General features: G+C 74.7%; 12 protein-coding genes and 2 pseudogenes. 9 read left to right on the forward strand and 5 right to left on the reverse strand.

Features of this window, described 5'->3' with window-relative positions:
• Positions 1 to 51 precede the first annotated feature (51 nt).
• Positions 52 to 1197 carry a polyprenyl synthetase family protein gene (locus BJF77_RS06950; protein WP_082157199.1) on the forward strand — a complete coding sequence of 382 codons (1146 nt, stop codon included), beginning with the start codon at positions 52 to 54 and terminating at the stop codon, positions 1195 to 1197.
• A gap of 49 nt (positions 1198 to 1246) precedes the next feature.
• Here BJF77_RS06950 and BJF77_RS06955 read toward each other — a convergent pair whose 3' ends face one another.
• Complete coding sequence (locus BJF77_RS06955; protein ID WP_082157200.1) at positions 1247 to 1633, reverse strand: Rv2175c family DNA-binding protein; 387 nt, start codon at positions 1631 to 1633, stop codon at positions 1247 to 1249.
• 415 nt (positions 1634 to 2048) lie between these two features.
• On the opposite strand from BJF77_RS06955, the gene BJF77_RS06960 reads away from it, so the two are divergent.
• The 3 genes and pseudogenes from BJF77_RS06960 to BJF77_RS21500 all read left to right on the forward strand — a co-directional run bounded on the left by BJF77_RS06960 (position 2049) and on the right by BJF77_RS21500 (position 4812).
• Positions 2049 to 2936, forward strand: a complete 888-nt coding sequence (locus BJF77_RS06960; RefSeq protein WP_075871690.1) for a LysM peptidoglycan-binding domain-containing protein — start codon at positions 2049 to 2051, stop codon at positions 2934 to 2936.
• 150 nt (positions 2937 to 3086) lie between these two features.
• Positions 3087 to 3728 (forward strand): annotated as a pseudogene (locus BJF77_RS21495) (protein kinase); the annotation flags it as partial.
• Between the two features lie 205 nt (positions 3729 to 3933).
• Positions 3934 to 4812: a PASTA domain-containing protein gene (locus BJF77_RS21500; protein ID WP_075871691.1), complete on the forward strand. Its 879-nt coding sequence runs from the start codon at positions 3934 to 3936 to the stop codon at positions 4810 to 4812.
• A gap of 70 nt (positions 4813 to 4882) precedes the next feature.
• On the opposite strand, the gene BJF77_RS06975 is transcribed toward BJF77_RS21500, so the two are convergent.
• Both BJF77_RS06975 and BJF77_RS06980 read right to left on the reverse strand, forming a co-directional pair.
• Positions 4883 to 6277: a class II 3-deoxy-7-phosphoheptulonate synthase gene (locus BJF77_RS06975; protein WP_082157493.1), complete on the reverse strand. Its 1395-nt coding sequence runs from the start codon at positions 6275 to 6277 to the stop codon at positions 4883 to 4885.
• Positions 6278 to 6319: 42 nt separating this feature from the next.
• On the reverse strand, positions 6320 to 7171 hold the full coding sequence (locus tag BJF77_RS06980) for a 1-acyl-sn-glycerol-3-phosphate acyltransferase (protein ID WP_075871692.1): 852 nt from the start codon (positions 7169 to 7171) through the stop codon (positions 6320 to 6322).
• Between the two features lie 146 nt (positions 7172 to 7317).
• On the opposite strand from BJF77_RS06980, the gene BJF77_RS06985 reads away from it, so the two are divergent.
• The 3 genes from BJF77_RS06985 to BJF77_RS06995 all read left to right on the forward strand — a co-directional run bounded on the left by BJF77_RS06985 (position 7318) and on the right by BJF77_RS06995 (position 10556).
• Positions 7318 to 8163, forward strand: coding sequence for a carboxylesterase (locus tag BJF77_RS06985; protein ID WP_075871693.1), 846 nt, complete (start codon positions 7318 to 7320; stop codon positions 8161 to 8163).
• Positions 8160 to 8561, forward strand: a complete 402-nt coding sequence (locus BJF77_RS06990) for a hypothetical protein (RefSeq protein ID WP_075871694.1) — start codon at positions 8160 to 8162, stop codon at positions 8559 to 8561. The genes BJF77_RS06985 and BJF77_RS06990 overlap by 4 nt, the downstream gene beginning before the upstream one ends.
• Positions 8562 to 8651: 90 nt before the next feature.
• On the forward strand, positions 8652 to 10556 hold the full coding sequence (locus BJF77_RS06995) for a long-chain fatty acid--CoA ligase (RefSeq protein WP_075871695.1): 1905 nt from the start codon (positions 8652 to 8654) through the stop codon (positions 10554 to 10556).
• A 21-nt stretch (positions 10557 to 10577) separates the two neighbouring features.
• On the opposite strand, the gene BJF77_RS07000 is transcribed toward BJF77_RS06995, so the two are convergent.
• Positions 10578 to 12035 carry a mycothione reductase gene (locus BJF77_RS07000; protein ID WP_047804392.1) on the reverse strand — a complete coding sequence of 486 codons (1458 nt, stop codon included), beginning with the start codon at positions 12033 to 12035 and terminating at the stop codon, positions 10578 to 10580.
• 87 nt (positions 12036 to 12122) lie between these two features.
• Here BJF77_RS07000 and BJF77_RS07005 point away from each other — a divergent pair, with 87 nt between their 5' ends.
• Complete coding sequence (locus BJF77_RS07005; protein ID WP_075871696.1) at positions 12123 to 13493, forward strand: phenylacetate--CoA ligase family protein; 1371 nt, start codon at positions 12123 to 12125, stop codon at positions 13491 to 13493.
• 78 nt (positions 13494 to 13571) lie between these two features.
• Here the strand turns inward: BJF77_RS07005 and BJF77_RS07010 are convergent, their stop codons facing one another.
• Positions 13572 to 17024, reverse strand: coding sequence for a pyruvate carboxylase (locus tag BJF77_RS07010; protein ID WP_075871697.1), 3453 nt, complete (start codon positions 17022 to 17024; stop codon positions 13572 to 13574).
• A 361-nt stretch (positions 17025 to 17385) separates the two neighbouring features.
• Between BJF77_RS07010 and BJF77_RS07015 the strand changes: the two are divergent.
• Positions 17386 to 18173, forward strand: a pseudogene (locus BJF77_RS07015) (ParA family protein).
• The last annotated feature ends 8 nt before the right edge of the window (positions 18174 to 18181 follow it).

Below are 18181 nucleotides of genomic sequence, written 5' to 3' on the forward strand. Positions count from 1 at the left end.
GACGGCCGCCCGGCCCGTCCTCCGCAGCCCGAGATCGAGGTCCTTCCGCCCATGACGTCACCGTCCCTGCCGCACTCCTCCCCCGCGCGCGCCGACACCGTGCCGCGGGCGGCGCCCGAGGACGCCTTCCGGGCCGAGGACGGTCGTTTCGTCGGTCGGCTGCACGCCGAGCTGGGGCGCTTCTTCGAGGGCCAGCGGGACGTCCTCGGAGCCATCTCGGCGGACACGCTGCCGCTGCTGGAGGCCGTCGCCGGGCTCTCCTCCGGGGGCAAGCGGCTGCGTGCGCGGCTGTGCTACTGGGGCTGGCGGGCGGCGGGCGGCGACCCGGAGGACCCCGCGGTGGTCCGTGCCGGGGCGGCCCTCGAGCTCTTCCAGTCCGCCGCCCTGATCCACGACGACGTCATCGACCGCTCCGACACCCGCCGCGGCGCGCCCAGCGTCCACCGCCGCTTCGAGGCCCTGCACGCCGAGCACGGCTGGTCCCTGGACGGGTCCGCCTTCGGGGTGGCGGCCGCGATCCTGTCCGGGGACCTGTGCCTGTCCTGGAGCGAGCAGCTGTTCGCCGGCGCGGCCGCGCCGGGCGCGGCGCGGGCCCGGGCCGTGTTCGACCTCATGCGCTCGGAGGTGATGGTCGGCCAGTACTTGGACGTGCAGGGGGAGGTCGCCGGGGCGGGTCAGGACCGGGCCGGCGCGGTGCAGCGGGCGCTGGACGTGATCCGCTACAAGTCGGCGAAGTACTCGGTGGAGCACCCCGTGGTCCTGGGGGCCGCCCTCGCGGGCGCCCCGGAGGCGGTGCTCGAGCGGTGCTCGGCGTTCGCCCTGCCGCTGGGCGAGGCGTTCCAGCTGCGCGACGACGTCCTGGGCGTGTTCGGCGACCCGGCCACCACGGGCAAGCCCGCCGGGGACGACCTGCGCGAGGGCAAGCGCACGGTGCTGGTGGGCTACGTGCGCCGGCTCGGCGACGAGGAGCAGATCGCCCGGCTCGAGGCCGCCCTGGGCCGGGCCGACCTGGACGAGACCGATGTGGCGGAGCTCCGCGCGGTCATCACCGGCTGCGGCGCCCTGCGCGCCACCGAGGAGCTCATCGACGCGCTCAGCGCGGAGGCCTTCGCGGCGCTGGACCGGCTCGGCGCCGGGCCGGTGCCCCTGGCCGCGCTGCGCGGGCTCGCCGCGGCGGCGGTGCGCCGCTCGTCCTGACGAGCCCGGGCCCCCGGGCGCGCACGCCCGGGGGGGGCTCAGGACCGGGTCACCAGGCCAGGGCCTGGGCGCGGCGGCGGATCTCCGTCTTGCGGCCGTCGCGCAGCGCGTCCACGGGCCGGCCCGGCAGGGACTCGTCCTCGGTGAACAGCCAGGCGATCGCCTCGGCGTCGGTGAACCCGGAGTCCCGCAGGACCGCCACGGTGCCCTTGAGGGAGTCGAGCACGGCGCCGTCCAGCAGGAAGGCCGCCGGGATCCGGCGGATGTTGTCGTGCGGGTTGCGCACCGCGAGCAGCGTCCCGTCGTCGACGAGACCGTGGACGCGCGTGACCACGAGGCCGAGCTGCTCGGCGACGTCGGGCAGGGGCAGCCAGTCCTGGACGAGACCGTCCAGACGGTCGAACTCCTCGGTGCTGTTTCCGGATGTCTTCTTCACGCCCCCAGAGTGCCACGTCCGCCGGTGCCCGTGCCACGCGGGGCCCGCACGGTATGCTCGGACCCGCGGAGACCGCTGAGACCTCCGCCTCTTCCCCGATCAGCGTCAGAGAGCCACTTCATGCCGTTTCCCCCCGAGCGCGACACGACCGACCCGAACGACGCACCGCACCGCACCACCACCGGCCGCACCGCCACCGGGCCCAGCGACGACCCCGACGGCGGCTGCGGGGCCCGGGAGGACCGCTCCCCCCGCTGGGCCCGCCGCGCGAGGACCGGCTCGGCGGTGACCGCCGTGGCCGCCATGGCCGCCCTCGGCGGGGCACCGTGGCCCACGCCGCCCCGCCCCAGACCTCGCAGGTGGCCCCGGCGCCCCTGGTGCTGGGGCAGAAGGCTCCACGCCCCCCGAGCACACCGTGGCCCCCGGCGACTCCCTGTGGGCGCTCGCCCAGCGCCACGGCGTGGCCGTCGACGAGCTGATGCGTTGGAACGACCTCTCCGGAGCCGCCCTGCTCCGGCCCGGCCAGACCCTCCGCCTGGCCGCCCCGGAGACCCGGGCCCCCCGGGCCGCCGAGGACCCGGTCTCGCCCGCGCCGCAGCCGCGCGCCGCGGCCACCGAGCACGTCGTGCGCTCCGGGGACACCCTCTGGGGCATCGCCCAGTCCCACGACGTGTCGGTCCAGCAGCTGCTGGACGACAACGACCTCACCGTCGGCTCGCTGCTGCGCCCCGGCCAGAAGCTGGCCGTCGCCGGCGCCGTCCGGCCCGCGGCCGTCCCGGAGCCCGAGCGGAAGGCCGCGCCGGAGCCCGAGCGCGCCGTCGGGGACACGTTCCTCGGCCGGACCTACGAACGGGACGTGGTCGATTCCGCGAACCGCCACCACGAGCAGCTGGCCTCCCGGCCGGCACCGTCCCGGGAGGAGATGCGCCGGATCGTCCACGACACCGCCGTGCAGATGGGCGTGGACCCCGCCCTCGCGCTCGCCCACGCCTACCAGGAGTCCGGGTTCGACCACCGCGCGGTCTCCCCCGCCGACGCCGTGGGCACCATGCAGGTGATCCCGGACGCCGGCGCGTGGGCGTCCGGACTCGTCGGCCGCGAGCTGGACCTGCTCGACCCGCAGGACAACGTCACCGCCGGGGTCGCGATCATCCGCCAGCTCGGCCGCAGCGCCCCCAGCACCGACGTGGCCATCGCCGCCTACTACCAGGGCCTGCACGGGGTGAAGAAGTACGGGATGTACGACGACACGAAGAAGTACGTCAAGAGCGTCAAGGCCCACCGCCGGTCGTTCGGCGCGTGAACCGCGGCCCAGCCGCCGCACAGCGCCGCGTTCTAGACTGATCCCGTGCAGCACGCGCACCCCGACCACCTGACCGGGTCCCTCCTGGAGGGCCGGTACGAGCTCGGACCCCGGATCGCCCGCGGGGGCACGGCCACCGTGTACCGCGCGGTGGACACGCGCCTCGAGCGCACCGTGGCCGTGAAGCTCATGCACCCGCACCTGGCCGAGGACCCGGCGGCGGCGGACCGGTTCGTGCGCGAGGCCCGGGCGGCCGCCCGGCTGTCCCACCCGCACGTGGTGTCCGTGCTCGACCAGGGCCACGCGGCGGACGGGGTGCCCTACCTCGTCATGGAGCACGTGGAGGGCTCCACGCTGCGGGACCTGCTGCGCCGGCGCGGCGCCCTGACGCCGCGCGAGGCGCTGGAGGTGATGGAGGCCGCCCTGGACGGGCTGGCCGCCGCCCACCGCGCCGGGCTGGTGCACCGTGACGTCAAGCCGGAGAACGTCCTGATCGCGGCCGGCGGCCGGGTCACCGTGGCCGACTTCGGGCTCACCCGGGCGGTCGACCAGCACACCGGCAGCGGCACCGTGCTCGGCACCGTCGGCTACGCCTCCCCCGAGCTCGTGACCGGGCAGCGGGTGGACACCCGCGCGGACGTCTACTCGGCCGGCATCGTGCTCTTCGAGCTGCTCTGCGGGCGCCGCCCGTTCGAGGGCGCACCCCTCGCCGTGGCCCACGCCCACGCGGAGGGCAGGGTGCCGGACCTGCGGTCCCTCGACCCCGGTGTCCCGGGAGCGCTGGCGCGGCTGGTGGCCCGGGCCACCGCCCGGGACCCGGAGGACCGTCCCGCGGACGCCCGGGAGATGCTCGAGCAGCTGCGCGCGGTCCGGGCGGTCCTGCGCCCCGACGAGCTCGACCGCGCTCCCGCGCCGCGGACCGGCGGACCGGTCCGCGGGCGACGGGCGCGGACAGCGCCCGGAGCGGGACGACCACCCCGGCGGCGCCCCGACCGAGGTGCTCGGCCGGGGTGCCGCCGGGTCGCCCGTCCCCGGCGGCACCCGGACCGAGGTGCTCGGCCGGCAGCAGGCTCCGACGGAGACCCTGCGCCGGCACGAGGACCCGACCGAGGCCCTCCGCCCCGCCGGCGCGGCGACCGAGGCGCTGCCGGCGCCGCGCCCGGCCGGCTCCTCCGACCCGTGGCGGCCCGCTATCGAGCTGCGCCCGCGGCGCCCCCTGCGCGCGGCGGCGCACCTGGCGCTGGCCGCGCTCGCGGTGGCCGCGGCCGCCTTCCTGGGCTGGTTGATCGGCACCGGCCCGGGCGGAACGGTGAGCGTGCCGGAGGTGCGCGGCACCGGACCGGAGCTCGCCCAGCAGTACCTCGCCGGAGCCGGGCTCCGGAACGTGGCCGTGCACGAGACCCCCGATCCGGCGGCACCCGCCGGAACGGTGATCGGCACCGACCCGGCCGCGTCCGCGACCGTGCGCCCGGCGGAGCAGGTCGTCCTGCTCGTCTCGACCGGACCGGAGCAGGTCACCGCCCCGGACGTCGTCGGCATGAGCGCGGAGGACGCGGCCGCCCGCCTGGGCGACGCCGACCTGGCCGCCGGGGCGCGGACGGCGGTGAGCGACGACGCCGCCGCGGGCACGGTGGTGGGCCAGCACCCGGAGGCGGGCACGGAGGTCGCCGCCGGCTCGGCGGTGGACCTGGCCGTCTCCCGCGGCCCACGGGCCGAGAGCGCCCCCGACGTCGTGGGCCGGCCCGTCGGGGAGGCGGTGCCGGCGCTCGAGGAGGCGGGCTTCACCGCCCGGGTCGAGGAGAGCTTCGGCGCCCCCTTCGGCTACGTGCTGTCCCAGACGACGGACGGGGCCGAGGTCGTCCTGACCGTCCTGTAGCGGACGGCCGGTCCGGCCCCGGCCCCGTCGGTCCGATCCTGTCGGTCCGATCCTGTCGGTCCGGCCCCGCTCAGCGGCGGGAGAGGTAGCCCGCCACGAGGAAGGCGATCTCCAGGGACTGCATGTGGTTCAGCCGCGGGTCGCACAGCGACTCGTAGCGGTCCTCGAAGGAGGACTCGTCCACGGGATCGGCGCCGCCGAGGCACTCCGCGACGTCGTCACCGGTCATCTCCACGTGGATGCCGCCCGGGAAGGAGCCGATCGCCTCGTGCACCTCGAAGAAGCCGCGCACCTCGTCCACGACGTCGTCGAAGTTGCGGGTCTTGTACCCGGACGGCAGCGACACCGTGTTGCCGTGCATGGGGTCGGTGACCCACACGACCTTCGCGCCGGAGCGCTCCACGGCCTCGACCAGCGGGGGCAGCTTCTCGCGGATGTTCTTCGCCCCCATGCGGGTGATGAAGGTCAGCCGCCCGGGCTCCCGCTGCGGGTCCAGCTTGTCGATGAGCGCCAGCGCGTCGTCGCCGGTGGTCTTCGGGCCGAGCTTCACGCCGATCGGGTTGCGCAGCTTGGAGAGCAGGTCCACGTGGGCGCCGTCGAGCTCCCGGGTGCGCTCCCCGATCCACAGGAAGTGCCCGGACGTCCCGTACGGCAGGTGGGTGCGGGAGTCGATCCGGCTCAGCGCGCGCTCGTAGTCCAGCAACAGCGCCTCGTGCCCGGCGTAGAACTCGGTGGTGCGCAGCGCGTCGAAGTCCGCTCCGCAGGCGTCCATGAACTTCACGGCCCGGTCGATCTCGCGGGCCAGGGACTCGTAGCGGGCGTGGGCGGGGTTCGTGGTAAAGCCCATGTTCCAGGCGTGCACCAGGCGCAGGTCGGCGAAGCCGCCGGTGGTAAAGGCCCGGATGAGGTTCAGGGTGGACGCGGACGTGTGGTAGCCGCGCACCATCCGCCGGGGGTCGTGCACCCGGGACTCCTCGGTGAAGTCGAAGCCGTTGACCATCTCGCCGCGGAAGGTCGGCAGGGTGACGCCGTCCCGGGTCTCGTCGTTGGACGAGCGCGGCTTCGAGAACTGGCCCGCCATGCGGCCCATCTTCACGACCGGCATGGACGCGCCGTAGGTGAGCACCACGGCCATCTGCAGCAGCGTCTTGACCCGGGCGCTGATCCGGTCGGCCGTGGCGCCTTCGAAGGTCTCCGCGCAGTCGCCGCCCTGCAGGAAGAAGGCCCGGCCGTGGGCGACCTCGGCCAGGCGCTCGCGCAGCTGGTCCACCTCCCCGGCGAACACGAGCGGCGGGACCGCGTTGAGCTCCCCGATGGCGGTGGCGAACTCCGGGTGGTCGCGCCACGTCGGCTGCTGGTCGGCGGGCAGCTCGCGCCAGTCGTCCAGCCCGGGGTAGTCGGCCGCCGAGGGCACGGGCGAGGCCAGGTTGCGGAGGCTGTCGGGAACGGTGAACTCGAGCATCATGTCTTCCTATGGTCTCGTCCGGGGCGGGCCCGGACGGGGGATTCAGGGTGCGGTGGTCCCGGACGCGTCGTCGTCCGTGGCTGTGGGACGGTCGCGGTGGGTGAGGGAGTCGGCGGCGTGCCGGGCGGTCTGGGCGGCGGTGCGCGCCCGGTCCTTGGCGGTGCCCACGAGCTCCGCGGCGGCCTGCTTGGTCTCCTGGCGCTTCTGCTCCGTGAGGCGCTTCTTGTGCTCGGCCGCGTAGACGTCCACGGAGACCTGGCCCGAGAGCGCCTGGATGGCACGCATGATCTCGTCGGTGACCTCGCGCAGCAGGGCGTGCTCGCCCTGCCGGCCCTGGTAGCGGGAGAAGTCGAGCGGCTCCCCGAAGATCGTGGCCACCCGGGCCCTGCTGCGGGGCAGCGGCACCCGCGCGCCGATCGGCTGCACCTTGTCGGTGCCCACCATCGCGATGGGCACGACCGGGGCGCCGGTCTCGAGGGCGAGCCGGGCCACGCCGATCTTCCCCTTGTACATCCGCCCGTCCGGGGAGCGGGTGCCCTCCGGATAGATGCCCAGCAGCTGACCCTCCTGCAGCTTGCGCCCCCCGTTGCTCAGGGACGTGGCGCTGGCGCGCCCGCCCGAGCGGTCCATGGGGATCTGGTTGATCGCCCGGAAGAAGGCGGCCATGACCCGGCCCTTGAGACCGGGGCTGTTGAAGTAGTCCGACTTCGCGAGGAAGAACACCTGGCGCGGCACGGCCACGGGCATGAACACCGAGTCGGAGACGGAGAGGTGGTTGCTGGCCAGGATCGCCGGACCCTCGCTCGGCACGTGCTCGAGGCCGCGGACCTCGGGGCGGAAGGCGACGTTGACCAGGGGTCCGACGACGTAGCGCTTCAAGAACATGTAGACCATGTGGGAGAGGACTCCTTCGTGCTGATCGGGATGTCGCGAGGGTCCGTGCCGCTCGGACCGGGTCCGGCCTCCGGTATTCTCTCACGTCCGCGCGCCCGCGAGCGCCAGAGCGCCCGGTCCGGGCCCCGTCCTGCCATCATGGACCCATGACGCATCCCGTCGAGGACCACCGCCCGCCGGCCCCGGCCGCGCCCGCGGCCGCCGAGTCCCCCGCCACGCCCTTCCGCTACCGGGCCGAGGGCCCGGCGGGCGTCCTCGTCCTGCACGGCTTTACCGGCGTCCCGTACAGCGTCCGCCCGTGGGGCCGCGCCCTGCACGAGGCCGGCGCCGAGGTCGTCGGCCCGGTGCTGCCCGGCCACGGCACCCGTTGGGAGGACCTGGCCGGCGTGCGGTGGGAGCAGTGGCGCGACCACGCGGCCCGGCACGTGCGGGAGCTGCGCGCCCGGCACGACGTCGTGGTGGTCTGCGGGCTGTCCATGGGCGGGGCGCTGGCCCTGCACCTCGCCGCGCTCCTGCCCGTGGACGGGGTGGTGGCCCTCAACCCGGCGCTGTCCCTGGTCAGCCGCACGGCGCGGTTCGCCCCGGCCCTGCACCGGGCGGTGCCCTCCGTGGCGTCCGTGGGGGACGACATCAGCATCCCGGGCGTCACCGAGCACGCCTATCCGCGCACCCCGGTGGCGGGGGTCGCGGAGCTGGGCCGGTTCATGGCCAGGACCCGCAGGCTCCTGCCCGCGGTGACCGCCCCGGTGCTGCTGCTGCGCTCGCAGCACGACCACGTGGTCTCCGACGCCTCCCACGCCCACGTGCTCCGGCGCGCGGGCGGGGACGTGGAGATCGTGCGCCTGACCGAGAGCTTCCACGTGGCCACCCTGGACCGGGAGGCGGACGTCCTGCACGCCCGGTCGGTGCGCTTCGTGGGCGACCTCGTGGCCGGGCGCAACCCCGTCACCGGCGTGCCCCGGCGCCCCGCCGCCCCGGGAGCCGGACGATGAGCGCCCGGCCCGGCGGGACCGGGCCCGAGGACGAGTGGACCGAGATCGTCTCGGGTCTGGAGGACGTCCGCCGGGCCGGGGACCGGCACCTCGCCGGCCCCCGGGACTGGTCCCCCGAGGAGGCCGTCTTCGGCGGACCCCCCGCAGGTGCGGACGACGACGCGCCCTACTCCCCCGATCCCGGCCCGGTCACGCAGGGGCTCAGCCGCGGGGCGCTGCTGTCCTGGACCGTGCTGATCGGCGTGCCGGTGCTCCTGCTGGTGCTGGGCCTGATGCCCGGGTCGCTGCCGTGGTGGGCGACCGTGGCGGGGCTGGTGGCCGTGGTCGGGGCGATCGTCCACCTGCTGACGTCCCTGCCGGAGGACCGCGACGACCTGGACGACGGCGCCCGCGTCTGAGCCGGTTTGCGTGAGCGAAGTCACTAGACTGGGGAGGAACGCCACAGCCTTCCGAAGTCATCCGAAGCCATCCGATCCGAGGAGAACTCCATGCGCCACGTCGCCACCGACGCCCTCGTGGACCCGCCCGCCCACCGCAGCATCACGGACTTCCTGCTGATGCAGGCCGAACGGGACGGGGACCCGCACCTGTACACGGTCCTGGGCCCGGGCGGAGCCGCCCGCGAGGTCCGGGCCCGGGAGTTCCGCACGGCGGTGCAGGGGGTGGCCAAGGGTCTCGTGGCGGCGGGCATCGAGCCCGGGGACCGCGTGGGCATCCTCAGCCGGACCCGGTACGAGTGGACCCTGGTGGACTTCGCGATCTGGTACGCCGGTGCGGTCCCCGTCCCGGTCTACGACTCCTCCTCGGCCCAGCAGATCCGGTGGATCATGGCCGACTCCGACGCCAAGGCCGTCTTCGTCGAGACGGAGGCCCTGGAGGGGGCCGTCGTCGAGGCCGCCCGGGAGGAGCCGTTCGCGGCCGCGGAGCGGGTCTGGCGCCTGGACGGCACCGGCGCCGACCTCGACGGGCTCATCGCGTCCGGGGCGGGCGTCCCGGACGAGGAGCTCGAGGCGCGGCGCGCGTCCCGGGGGCTCGAGGACGTCGCCACGATCATCTACACCTCCGGCACCACCGGCCCGCCCAAGGGCTGCGAGCTCACCCACGGCAACTTCGTGCGGCTGTGCGAGAACACCACCCTTGTGGTGGCGGACATCATCCACCCGGGCGCCCGCACCCTGCTCTTCCTGCCGCTGGCCCACGTGTTCGCGCGCTTCGTGGAGGTCATCGCCCTCTACTCGGGCACCGTCCTGGCCCACACCCCGGACGTGAAGAACCTCATGGGGGACCTCGAGTCCTTCCGGCCCACGTTCATCCTCGCCGTGCCGCGGGTGTTCGAGAAGATCTACCAGAGCGCCCGGCTGAAGGCCGAGAAGGGCGGGAAGGCGAAGGCCATGATCTTCGAGCGGGCCGTGCGCACGGCCGTCTCGTACTCCCGGGCCCAGCAGTCCGGGCGGGTGCTGCCGCTGCTGCGCGCCCGGCACGCCCTCTACGACCGGCTCGTCTACGCCAAGCTGCGCGAGGCGATGGGCGGGGAGGTCACGCACGCCGTCTCGGGCGGGGCCGCCCTCGGGACCCGTCTGGGTCACTTCTTCAACGGGATCGGCGTCTACGTGGTCGAGGGCTACGGGCTGACCGAGACCACCGCCCCGATCGCCGTGAACACCCCGGAGGTCGGCAAGATCGGCACCGTGGGGCTGCCGCTGCCCGGCAACGAGGTCCGGATCGCCGAGGACGGGGAGGTCCTGGTCCGCGGCACCCACGTGATGCGCGGCTACCACGGGCGCGAGGACCTCACCGCGGCCGCGTTCGAGGACGGGTGGTTCCGCACCGGCGACCTGGGCTCCCTGGACGAGGACGGCGCCCTGACCATCACCGGGCGGAAGAAGGAGATCATCGTCACCGCGGGCGGCAAGAACGTGGTGCCCAACGTGCTGGAGGACCCCATCCGCGCGTCGGCCGTGGTCTCCCAGGTGATGGTCGTCGGCGACGACCGCCCGTTCGTCGCGGCCCTCGTGACCCTGGACCAGGACGTGCTGCCCGCGCGCCTGGAGCTGATGGGCCTGGACCCGGCGATGCCGCTGGCCGAGGCCGCCCGGCACCCGAGGATCGTGGAGCACGTGCAGGAGATCGTCGACCACGCCAACAAGGCGGTCTCCCGGGCGGAGAGCATCCGCTCGTTCGAGATCCTCGACGTCGACTGGACGGAGGCCTCCGGGCACCTGACCCCGTCCATGAAGATCAAGCGGGCGAGGATCGCCCAGGACTTCGCGGACCGGATCGAGGAGATCTACTCGCGGCCGGCCCCGGAGCCGGCCCCCGCCCCGGCCACCCCGGCGGAGCGGATCAAGGAGAAGCTCTCCCACGCCCACCTGCCGGGCCGCGGCGAGGGCTGAGCCGGCCGGCGGCCGGTGGGGTCACCGGCCGCCGACCAGCTCCTGCCGGGCCAGCGGCGAGTGCTCCGGGACCTCCAGGCCCAGCAGCGCGTTCTCCACGACCTCGCTCAGGGCCGGGTGGATCCAGTACTGGCCCCGGGCCATCGTGTGGGCGTCCAGTCCGAAGGACATGGCCTGCACCAGCGGCTGGATCAGCAGGGAGGCCTCCTCACCGACGAGGTGGGCGCCCAGCAGGCGGCCCGTGCCCTTCTCCGCGATGAGCTTGCACAGGCCCGTGTGGTCCTCCATCGCCCAGCCGTAGGCCGTGGCGCCGTAGTCCTGCACCTTGACCGTGATCTCGGCGCCGTGCTCGATCGCCCACTGTTCGGCCTCGTCCTGGGTCATGCCCACGGAGGCGATCTGCGGGCTGGTGAACACCGCCGAGGGGACGAACCGGTGGTCGGTGGCCCGGAGGTCGCCGGGGTTCAGCAGGTTGTGCTGGACCGTGCGCGCCTCGGCGTTGGCCACGTGCTTGAGCTGGTACGGGGAGCTGATGTCGCCCAGCGCCCACACACCCTCCGCCGGCGCCCCGTCCGAGAGGGCCCGCTGGTACTCGTCGACGGCGAGCAGGCCGTCCTCGCGCACGTCGAGTCCGCCGGTCCGGGCGTCGAGCACGTCGGTGTTCGGCTGCCGGCCCGTGGCCACGAGCACGATGTCGGCGGGCAGGCGCAGGGTGAGCTCCGGGTCCTCGGGGTCGCGGAAGGTGACCATCGCGGCGCACTCGTCCCCGGCCCACTCCTCGATCGCCGACAGCGCCCAGCCCGTCTCCAGCTTCCACTGCCGGGAGGCCTCCCGGGCGAACCGCTCGGCGATCTCGGGGTCGTGGTAGCGCAGGAGTCGCTGGGAGCGGTTCACCTGGGTGACCCTCGAGCCCAGGCTGGAGAAGACGTGGGCGAACTCGGCGCCGATGTAGCCGCCGCCGACCACCACCACGCGACGGGGCAGCTCGTCGATGCGCATCACGGTGTCCGAGGTGTGCACCTGGGGCAGGTCGATCCCGGGGACGTTGGGGCGGACGGGACGCGACCCGGAGGCCACCACGATCTGCGGGGCGGTGATCTCCTCCCCCGAGGCGGTGCGCAGGACCCGCGGCCTGATGAAGCGCACGTGCTCCTGGTAGACGGTCACCTGCGGCAGCGTGCGGCGGTAGTCCAGGCCTCCCTGGGAGATCGCGTCGATCCGCCCGAAGATCCGGTCCCGCATCTCCCGCCAGCGCACGTCCTGCACCTCCGCGCGGACCCCGAGCCGGTCGGCATCGGCGGTGTGCCGGGCCAGCGTGGCCGGGTAGGCGTACATCTTCGTGGGAATGCAGCCCACGTTCAGACAGGTGCCTCCGAAGGTCCCGCCGTCGACGATCGCCACGTCCAGGCCCTCGTAGTCCTCGTTGAGGATCGAGTTGCCGGAGCCGGAGCCGATGATGATGAGGTCGAATGTCCGCATGGCGCCATCCTATGCGGCTCCCGTGCCCTCCCGGCCGCCCGGTCCTACCCTGGAGCCACGGGCACGGGCAGGGGCACGGAGGATGCGATGGCGACAGCCGCGGCGGCCGGGGCGGCGTGGGACGCCTGGTGGGCCGAGCACGCCGGGACGGCGGCGGTCGCGCACCGGCAGCAGGTCCGCCTGGCCGCGCTCGTGCAGCACGCCCGCCGGGCGTCGCCCTACTACCGGCGGCTCTACCGCGCGCTGCCGCCGGACGTGACGGACCCGGTGCTGCTGCCGCCGGTGGCGAAGCCGCAGCTCATGGAGCACTTCGACGAGTGGGTGACGGACCCGCGGCTCACCCTCGCGGCGCTGCGCCGTGACGTCCTGCCCGACCCGGTCCGGGTGGGCGTCCTTCACCTCGGCCGGTACCACGTGCTCACCAGCTCCGGGAGCAGCGGGGAGCCCGCGGTGCTGGTGCACGACCACCGGTCGTGGTCGAGCGCCGGCGCGGTGCTGGGGGTCCGGGCGAGGCGCACGCTCCTGCGCCGGGACGTGCTCGCCCCGGTGGCCCGCCACGGCCTGCGCGTGGCCGCGCTGCTGGCCACGGGCGGGCACTTCGCGGCCGTCACCGCCGCCGAGGACCTGCGGCGGCGGGGCCCGCGCCGGAGCGAGCGGCTGCGCGTGCTCTCCGTCCTGCGGCCCCTCCCCGAGCTCGCCGCGGAGCTCGACGCCTTCCGCCCCACCGTGCTCGTGGGGTATCCGAGCGCCGTGGGCCTGCTCGCCGAGGAGCAGGCGGGGGGACGGCTGCGGATCGCCCCGGCACTGGTCGCCGTGGGCGGGGAGACGCTCACCCCCGCCGCCCGGCGCCGGATCCGGGCCGCCTTCGGATGCCCCGTCCTCGACGAGTACGCGGCCTCCGAGGCGCCGGGCCTGGCGGTGCAGTGCCACCGCGGGGCGCTGCACGTGAACGCCGACCGGTACCTGTTCGAGCCCGTCGACGAAGCCGGTCGCCCCGTGCCGCCGGGCACCACCTCGGCCACCGTGCTGGTGACGGACCTCGGCAACCGGGTGCAGCCCCTCATCCGCTACGACCTCGGGGACCGCGTCGAGCTCCGGGCCTGCCCGTGCGGCAGCCCGCTGCCCGCGGTGCGGGTGGAGGGGCGCGCCGGGGACGTGCTGCGCTTCGCGTCGGCCGACGGGCGCACGGTGCCCGTGCTGCCGCTGGCCCTGGGCACGGTCGTCGAACAGACCCCGGGGGTCCGGCGGTTCCAGGCGGTGCGGACCGCCCCGGACACCCTCGTCCTGCGGCTGGAGCCCGAGCCCGGCGCCGAGCCGGCGCGGGTGCGTGCGGCCGTGGAGGCCCGGATGCGCGCCTTCCTCACGGACCGGGGACTGGGCGCGGTCGGCGTCCGGCACGCCCCCGGGCCGCCCCGCCCGGACCCTTCCGGGAAGTTCCGCCAGGTGTGGTCGGCCTGAGCCGGGCGCACCGCCCGGCCCAGGCCGGCGCCCCGGCGGGCTGCCCGGACGCGCCGGCGCCCGCCGGGGCGGGGCGCGTCAGCCCGCCGGCTCGAGGACGAGCAGCAGGTCCCCGCCGGAGACCTGCGCGACCCCCTGCAGCGCGACGCGCTTGACGGTCCCGCCGGTGGGGGCCGTGATGGAGGCCTCCATCTTCATGGCCTCGATGGTGGCCACCTGGGCCCCGGCCTCCACGGTGTCCCCCTCGGCCGCCGTCACGGTCACGGCGCCGGCGAAGGGAGCGGCCACGTGGCCGGGGTCGGCGGGGTCGGCCTTCTCGGTCTCGGGCACGGCCGAGGCGACGGAGGTGTCCCGGACCTCGATCATGCGCGGCTGGCCGTTGAGCGTGACCATCACCGTGCGCTTGCCCTTGTCATCGGCCTCCGAGATCGCCTGCAGCGTGACGAGCAGCCGCACCCCCTTGCCCAGGGAGATCACGTGCTCGTGGTCCGGGGTCAGACCGTAGAGGAAGTCCCGGGTGTGCAGCAGGGCGAGATTGCCGTACCTCGCCCGGCTGGCCTCGAAGTCGCGGGTGGGGCCGGCGAAGAGCAGCCGGTTCAGTGTGGCGCGCCGGGTCGCGGAGTCCCCGGCCAGGGCCTGCGAGTCCTCGGGGGCCAGCTCGGTGATCCCCACCTTGACGGTGCGCCCCTCCAGCGCCCGGGTGCGGAACGGCTCGGGCCACCCGCCCGGAGGCGTGCCCAGCTCCCCGGCCAGGAAGCTGATGACCGAGTCCGGGATGTCGAACTTCTGCGGCTGGGCCTCGAACTCGGCCGGGTCCACGCCCATGCCCACCAGCTGCAGCGCGAGGTCGCCGACGACCTTGGAGGACGGGGTGACCTTCACCAGCCGCCCGAGCATGGCGTTGGCGGCGGTGTACATGTCCTCGATGGCCTCGAAGCGCTCCCCCAGCCCCAGCGCGATGGCCTGCTGGCGCAGGTTGGACAGCTGCCCGCCCGGGATCTCGTGCCGGTAGACCCGCCCGGTCGGGGCGGTGAGCCCGGACTCGAAGGGGGCGTACATCCGGCGGATGACCTCCCAGTAGGGCTCCATCGCGGTGGCGGCCTCCAGCGGGATGCCGGTGTCGCGGTCGGTGTGGGCCAGCGCGGCGATCAGCGCCGAGGCCGGGACCTGGGACGTGGTTCCGGCCATCGAGGCCTCGGCGACGTCCACGGCGTCCACCCCGGCGTCGATCGCCGCCATCAGCGTGGCGAGCTGGCCGCCGGCGGTGTCGTGGGTGTGCAGGTGCACGGGCAGGTCGAAGCGCTCCCGCAGGGCCGTGACGAGCGCGGCGGCGGCTGCCGGGCGCAGCAGCCCGGCCATGTCCTTGATCGCCAGCACGTGGGCGCCGGCGTCGACGCACTGCTGGGCGAGGTCGAGGTAGTAGTCGAGGGTGTAGAGGTCCTCGGCCGGGTCCAGGAGGTTGCCGGTGTAGCACAGGGCGACCTCGGCCACCGCGGTGCCGGTGGCCCGCACCGCCTCGACGGCCGGGCGCATCTGCTCGACGTCGTTGAGCGCGTCGAAGATGCGGAAGATGTCCACCCCGGTGGCCGCGGCCTCCGCGACGAAGGCGTCGGTGACCTCGGTGGGGTACGGGGTGTAGCCCACGGTGTTGCGCCCGCGCAGCAGCATCTGGATCGGGATGTTGGGCATCGCCTCGCGCAGCAGCCGCAGCCGCTCCCAGGGGTCCTCCCCGAGGAAGCGCAGCGCGACGTCGTAGGTCGCCCCGCCCCAGGCCTCGACCGAGAGCAGCTGCGGGAGGGTGTGGGCGTAGGCCGGGGCGGCGGCGAGCAGGTCGCGGGTGCGCACCCGGGTGGCCAGCAGCGACTGGTGGGCGTCGCGGAAGGTCGTGGACGTCACCGCCACCGCGGACTGCTCCCGCAGGGCCCTCGCGAAGCCCTCGGGGCCCAGCTCCTGCAGCCTCTGCCGCCAGCCCGGCGGCGGCGTGTGCTCGGAGGGCCCGTCGAAGGGCGAGCGGAAGGGCTCCTCGACCTTGTCCCCCGGGTAGCGGGGCAGCTTGTTGCGCGGGTCGATGCCCTCCACCCGCTCCCCGTTGGGCTGGTTCACGGTGACCTCGGCCAGCCATGTCAGGGCCTTGGTCCCCCGGTCCCCCGAGGTCCTGGCCTCGAGCAGCTCGGGGCGCCGTTCGATGAAGTCGGTGGCCACGTCCCCGGCGAGGAACTCGGGGTCGGCCAGCACCGCCTGCAGGAACTGGATGTTGGTGGCCACCCCGCGGATGCGGAACTCGGCCAGGGCGCGCTGGGAGCGGTGCACCGCGGTGGTGTAGTCCCGGCCGCGGCAGGTGAGCTTCACGAGCATGGAGTCGAAGTGCGGGGAGATCTCGGCACCCGCGTAGACGGTGCCCCCGTCCAGGCGCACCCCCGCCCCGCCGGCGGAGCGGTAGGCGGAGATCTTCCCGACGTCGGGGCGGAAGCCGTTGGCCGGGTCCTCGGTGGTGATCCGGCACTGCAGCGCGGCCCCGCGCACCACCAGCTGCTCCTGGGCGATGCCGAGGTCGGCCAGGGACTCCCCGGCCGCGATCCGCAGCTGGGACTGGACCAGGTCGACGTCGGTGATCTCCTCGGTCACCGTGTGCTCCACCTGGATGCGCGGGTTCATCTCGATGAACACGTGCTGGCCGGCGCGCTCCCCGGCGGTGTCCACCAGGAACTCCACCGTCCCGGCGTTGACGTAGCCCAGCTCCCGGGCGAACTTCACGGCGTCGGCGTGCAGGGCCCGGCGGATGCCCTCGTCGAGGTTCGGGGCCGGGGCGATCTCCACGACCTTCTGGTGCCGGCGCTGCAGGGAGCAGTCGCGCTCGAAGAGGTGGACGATCTCGCCCTCGTTGTCCGCCAGGATCTGCACCTCGATGTGGCGGGGGCGCAGCACCGCCTGCTCCAGGAACACCGTGGGGTCCCCGAAGGCGGTGTCGGCCTCGCGCATGGCCGCCGCCAGCGCCTCCGGCAGCGCCTCGGGGGTCTCCACCCGGCGCATCCCCCGGCCGCCGCCGCCGGCGACCGCCTTGACGAAGATGGGGAAGCCGATGTCCGCCGCCTGGGCGAGCAGCGCCTCGGCGTCCGCCGACGGCTCCGTGGACGCCAGGGTGGGGATCCCGGCGCGCTTGGCGGCCTTGAGCGCCGCGACCTTGTTGCCCGCCAGCTCCAGGATCTCCGCGGCCGGGCCCACGAACGTGATGCCCTCCCGGGCCGCCGCCCGGGCCAGCTCCGGGTTCTCGGAAAGGAAGCCGTAGCCGGGGTAGATGGCGTCCGCCCCGGACTCCTTCGCGACCCGGACGATCTCCTCGACGTCGAGGTAGGCCCGCACGGGGTGGCCCTCCTCCCCGATCCGGTACGCCTCGTCCGCCTTCTGCCGGTGGATCGAGTTGCGGTCCTCGTACGGGAACACCGCCACCGTCTTGGCCCCGAGCTCATACGCGGCGCGGAAGGCACGGATCGCGATCTCACCGCGGTTGGCCACCAGGATCTTGGAGAACATCTACACCCGTCCCGCGCCCGGGGCCGTCCGGCGGACGCCCGGGCACTGTTTCTTCGAAGGTCGTGCCCCTCCGGGCACACGGTCAGCATGGCCACCCGCGGGCGCCCCTGACCAGTGAACCACGCCGCACCGGGACGGACTGTGACCGTCGTCACAGCGCGCGTCCGTTGTCAGGGTACTCCCCCCGAGGCGCGGGGCGGACCGCCGGATCGCGTGTGACTCCGCGCCGCGCCGGGGCCGGGCCCGCGTGCACGGCTACGATGGGCCCGGACCGTCTCCTCGCCGCGGCCCCCGATCCCGGTCACGAGGAGGCGCTGCCCCTGATTCCCCCGTCCTCCAGCGAACGAAGGGTGCCCCCTCCGTGCAGATCGTCAGCGTCAGCAGCCTCAAGGGCGGTGTCGGCAAGTCCTCGGTGACCCTCGGGATCGCCTCCGCGGCGCTCCGGGCGGGCGTGCCCACCCTCGTGGTGGACCTCGACCCCCACGCGGACGCCACGACCGGGCTGGGCGTGCAGCCGGCGCGCGGCCACGACGTGGGCGGGGCGCTGCGCCGGCCCCGCCGGGGAGCCTCGAGCGCGTGGTCGTGGCCTCGGCCTGGGCGGTGCGCGAGGGCCTCGACGCCAAGGCCCTCGACGTGGCCCCGGGCTCCGCGCGATCGTCCTACCTCGACCGCTCCGAGTACCGGGACAAGGACCTGGGCCGGCTGGAACGGGCTCTGGCGGGGATCTCCGGCTACGACCTGGTGCTGGTCGACTGCCCCCCGACGCTCAGCGCCCTGACGCGCACCGCGTGGGCCGCCAGCGACAAGGTCCTCTCCGTCGCGGAGCCGTCCCTGTTCTCGGTCGCGGGGACGAAGCGCACCATGACCGCCATCGCCCAGTTCGAGCAGAGCCGCAGCTGGGCGGTGCCGTCCGCCGGAGTGGTGGTGAACAAGGTCCGGCACGCCTCGGTGGAGCACCGGCACCGGCTGCAGGAGCTCGGGGAGCTGTTCGGGCCGCTGCTGGTCAGCCCCGTGCTCCCGGACCTGCCCGTGTGGCAGCAGGCGCAGGGTGCGGCCTGGCCGATCCACCGCTGGCCCGGCTCCGAGGCCAAGGACCTGTCCGGGCGCTTCACGGCGATCCTCCAGGGCCTGCTCGAGCGGCCGGCCTGAGCCCGGGC

This window comes from Kocuria sp. CNJ-770 (assembly GCF_001942375.1).
In the GTDB taxonomy this organism is placed as follows: Bacteria; Actinomycetota; Actinomycetes; order Actinomycetales; family Micrococcaceae; genus Kocuria; species Kocuria oceani.

Bases quoted from the DNA above. Each gene is read 5' to 3' on its own strand.
- BJF77_RS06950 (WP_082157199.1), top strand. From the start codon at position 52: ATGACGTCACCGTCCCTGCCGCACTCCTCCCCCGCGCGCGCCGACACC.
- BJF77_RS06975 (WP_082157493.1), bottom strand. From the start codon at position 6,277: ATGATGCTCGAGTTCACCGTTCCCGACAGCCTCCGCAACCTGGCCTCG.
- BJF77_RS06980 (WP_075871692.1), bottom strand. From the start codon at position 7,171: ATGGTCTACATGTTCTTGAAGCGCTACGTCGTCGGACCCCTGGTCAAC.
- BJF77_RS06985 (WP_075871693.1), top strand. From the start codon at position 7,318: ATGACGCATCCCGTCGAGGACCACCGCCCGCCGGCCCCGGCCGCGCCC.
- BJF77_RS06990 (WP_075871694.1), top strand. From the start codon at position 8,160: ATGAGCGCCCGGCCCGGCGGGACCGGGCCCGAGGACGAGTGGACCGAG.
- BJF77_RS06995 (WP_075871695.1), top strand. From the start codon at position 8,652: ATGCGCCACGTCGCCACCGACGCCCTCGTGGACCCGCCCGCCCACCGC.
- BJF77_RS07000 (WP_047804392.1), bottom strand. From the start codon at position 12,035: ATGCGGACATTCGACCTCATCATCATCGGCTCCGGCTCCGGCAACTCG.
- BJF77_RS07005 (WP_075871696.1), top strand. From the start codon at position 12,123: ATGGCGACAGCCGCGGCGGCCGGGGCGGCGTGGGACGCCTGGTGGGCC.
- BJF77_RS07010 (WP_075871697.1), bottom strand. From the start codon at position 17,024: ATGTTCTCCAAGATCCTGGTGGCCAACCGCGGTGAGATCGCGATCCGT.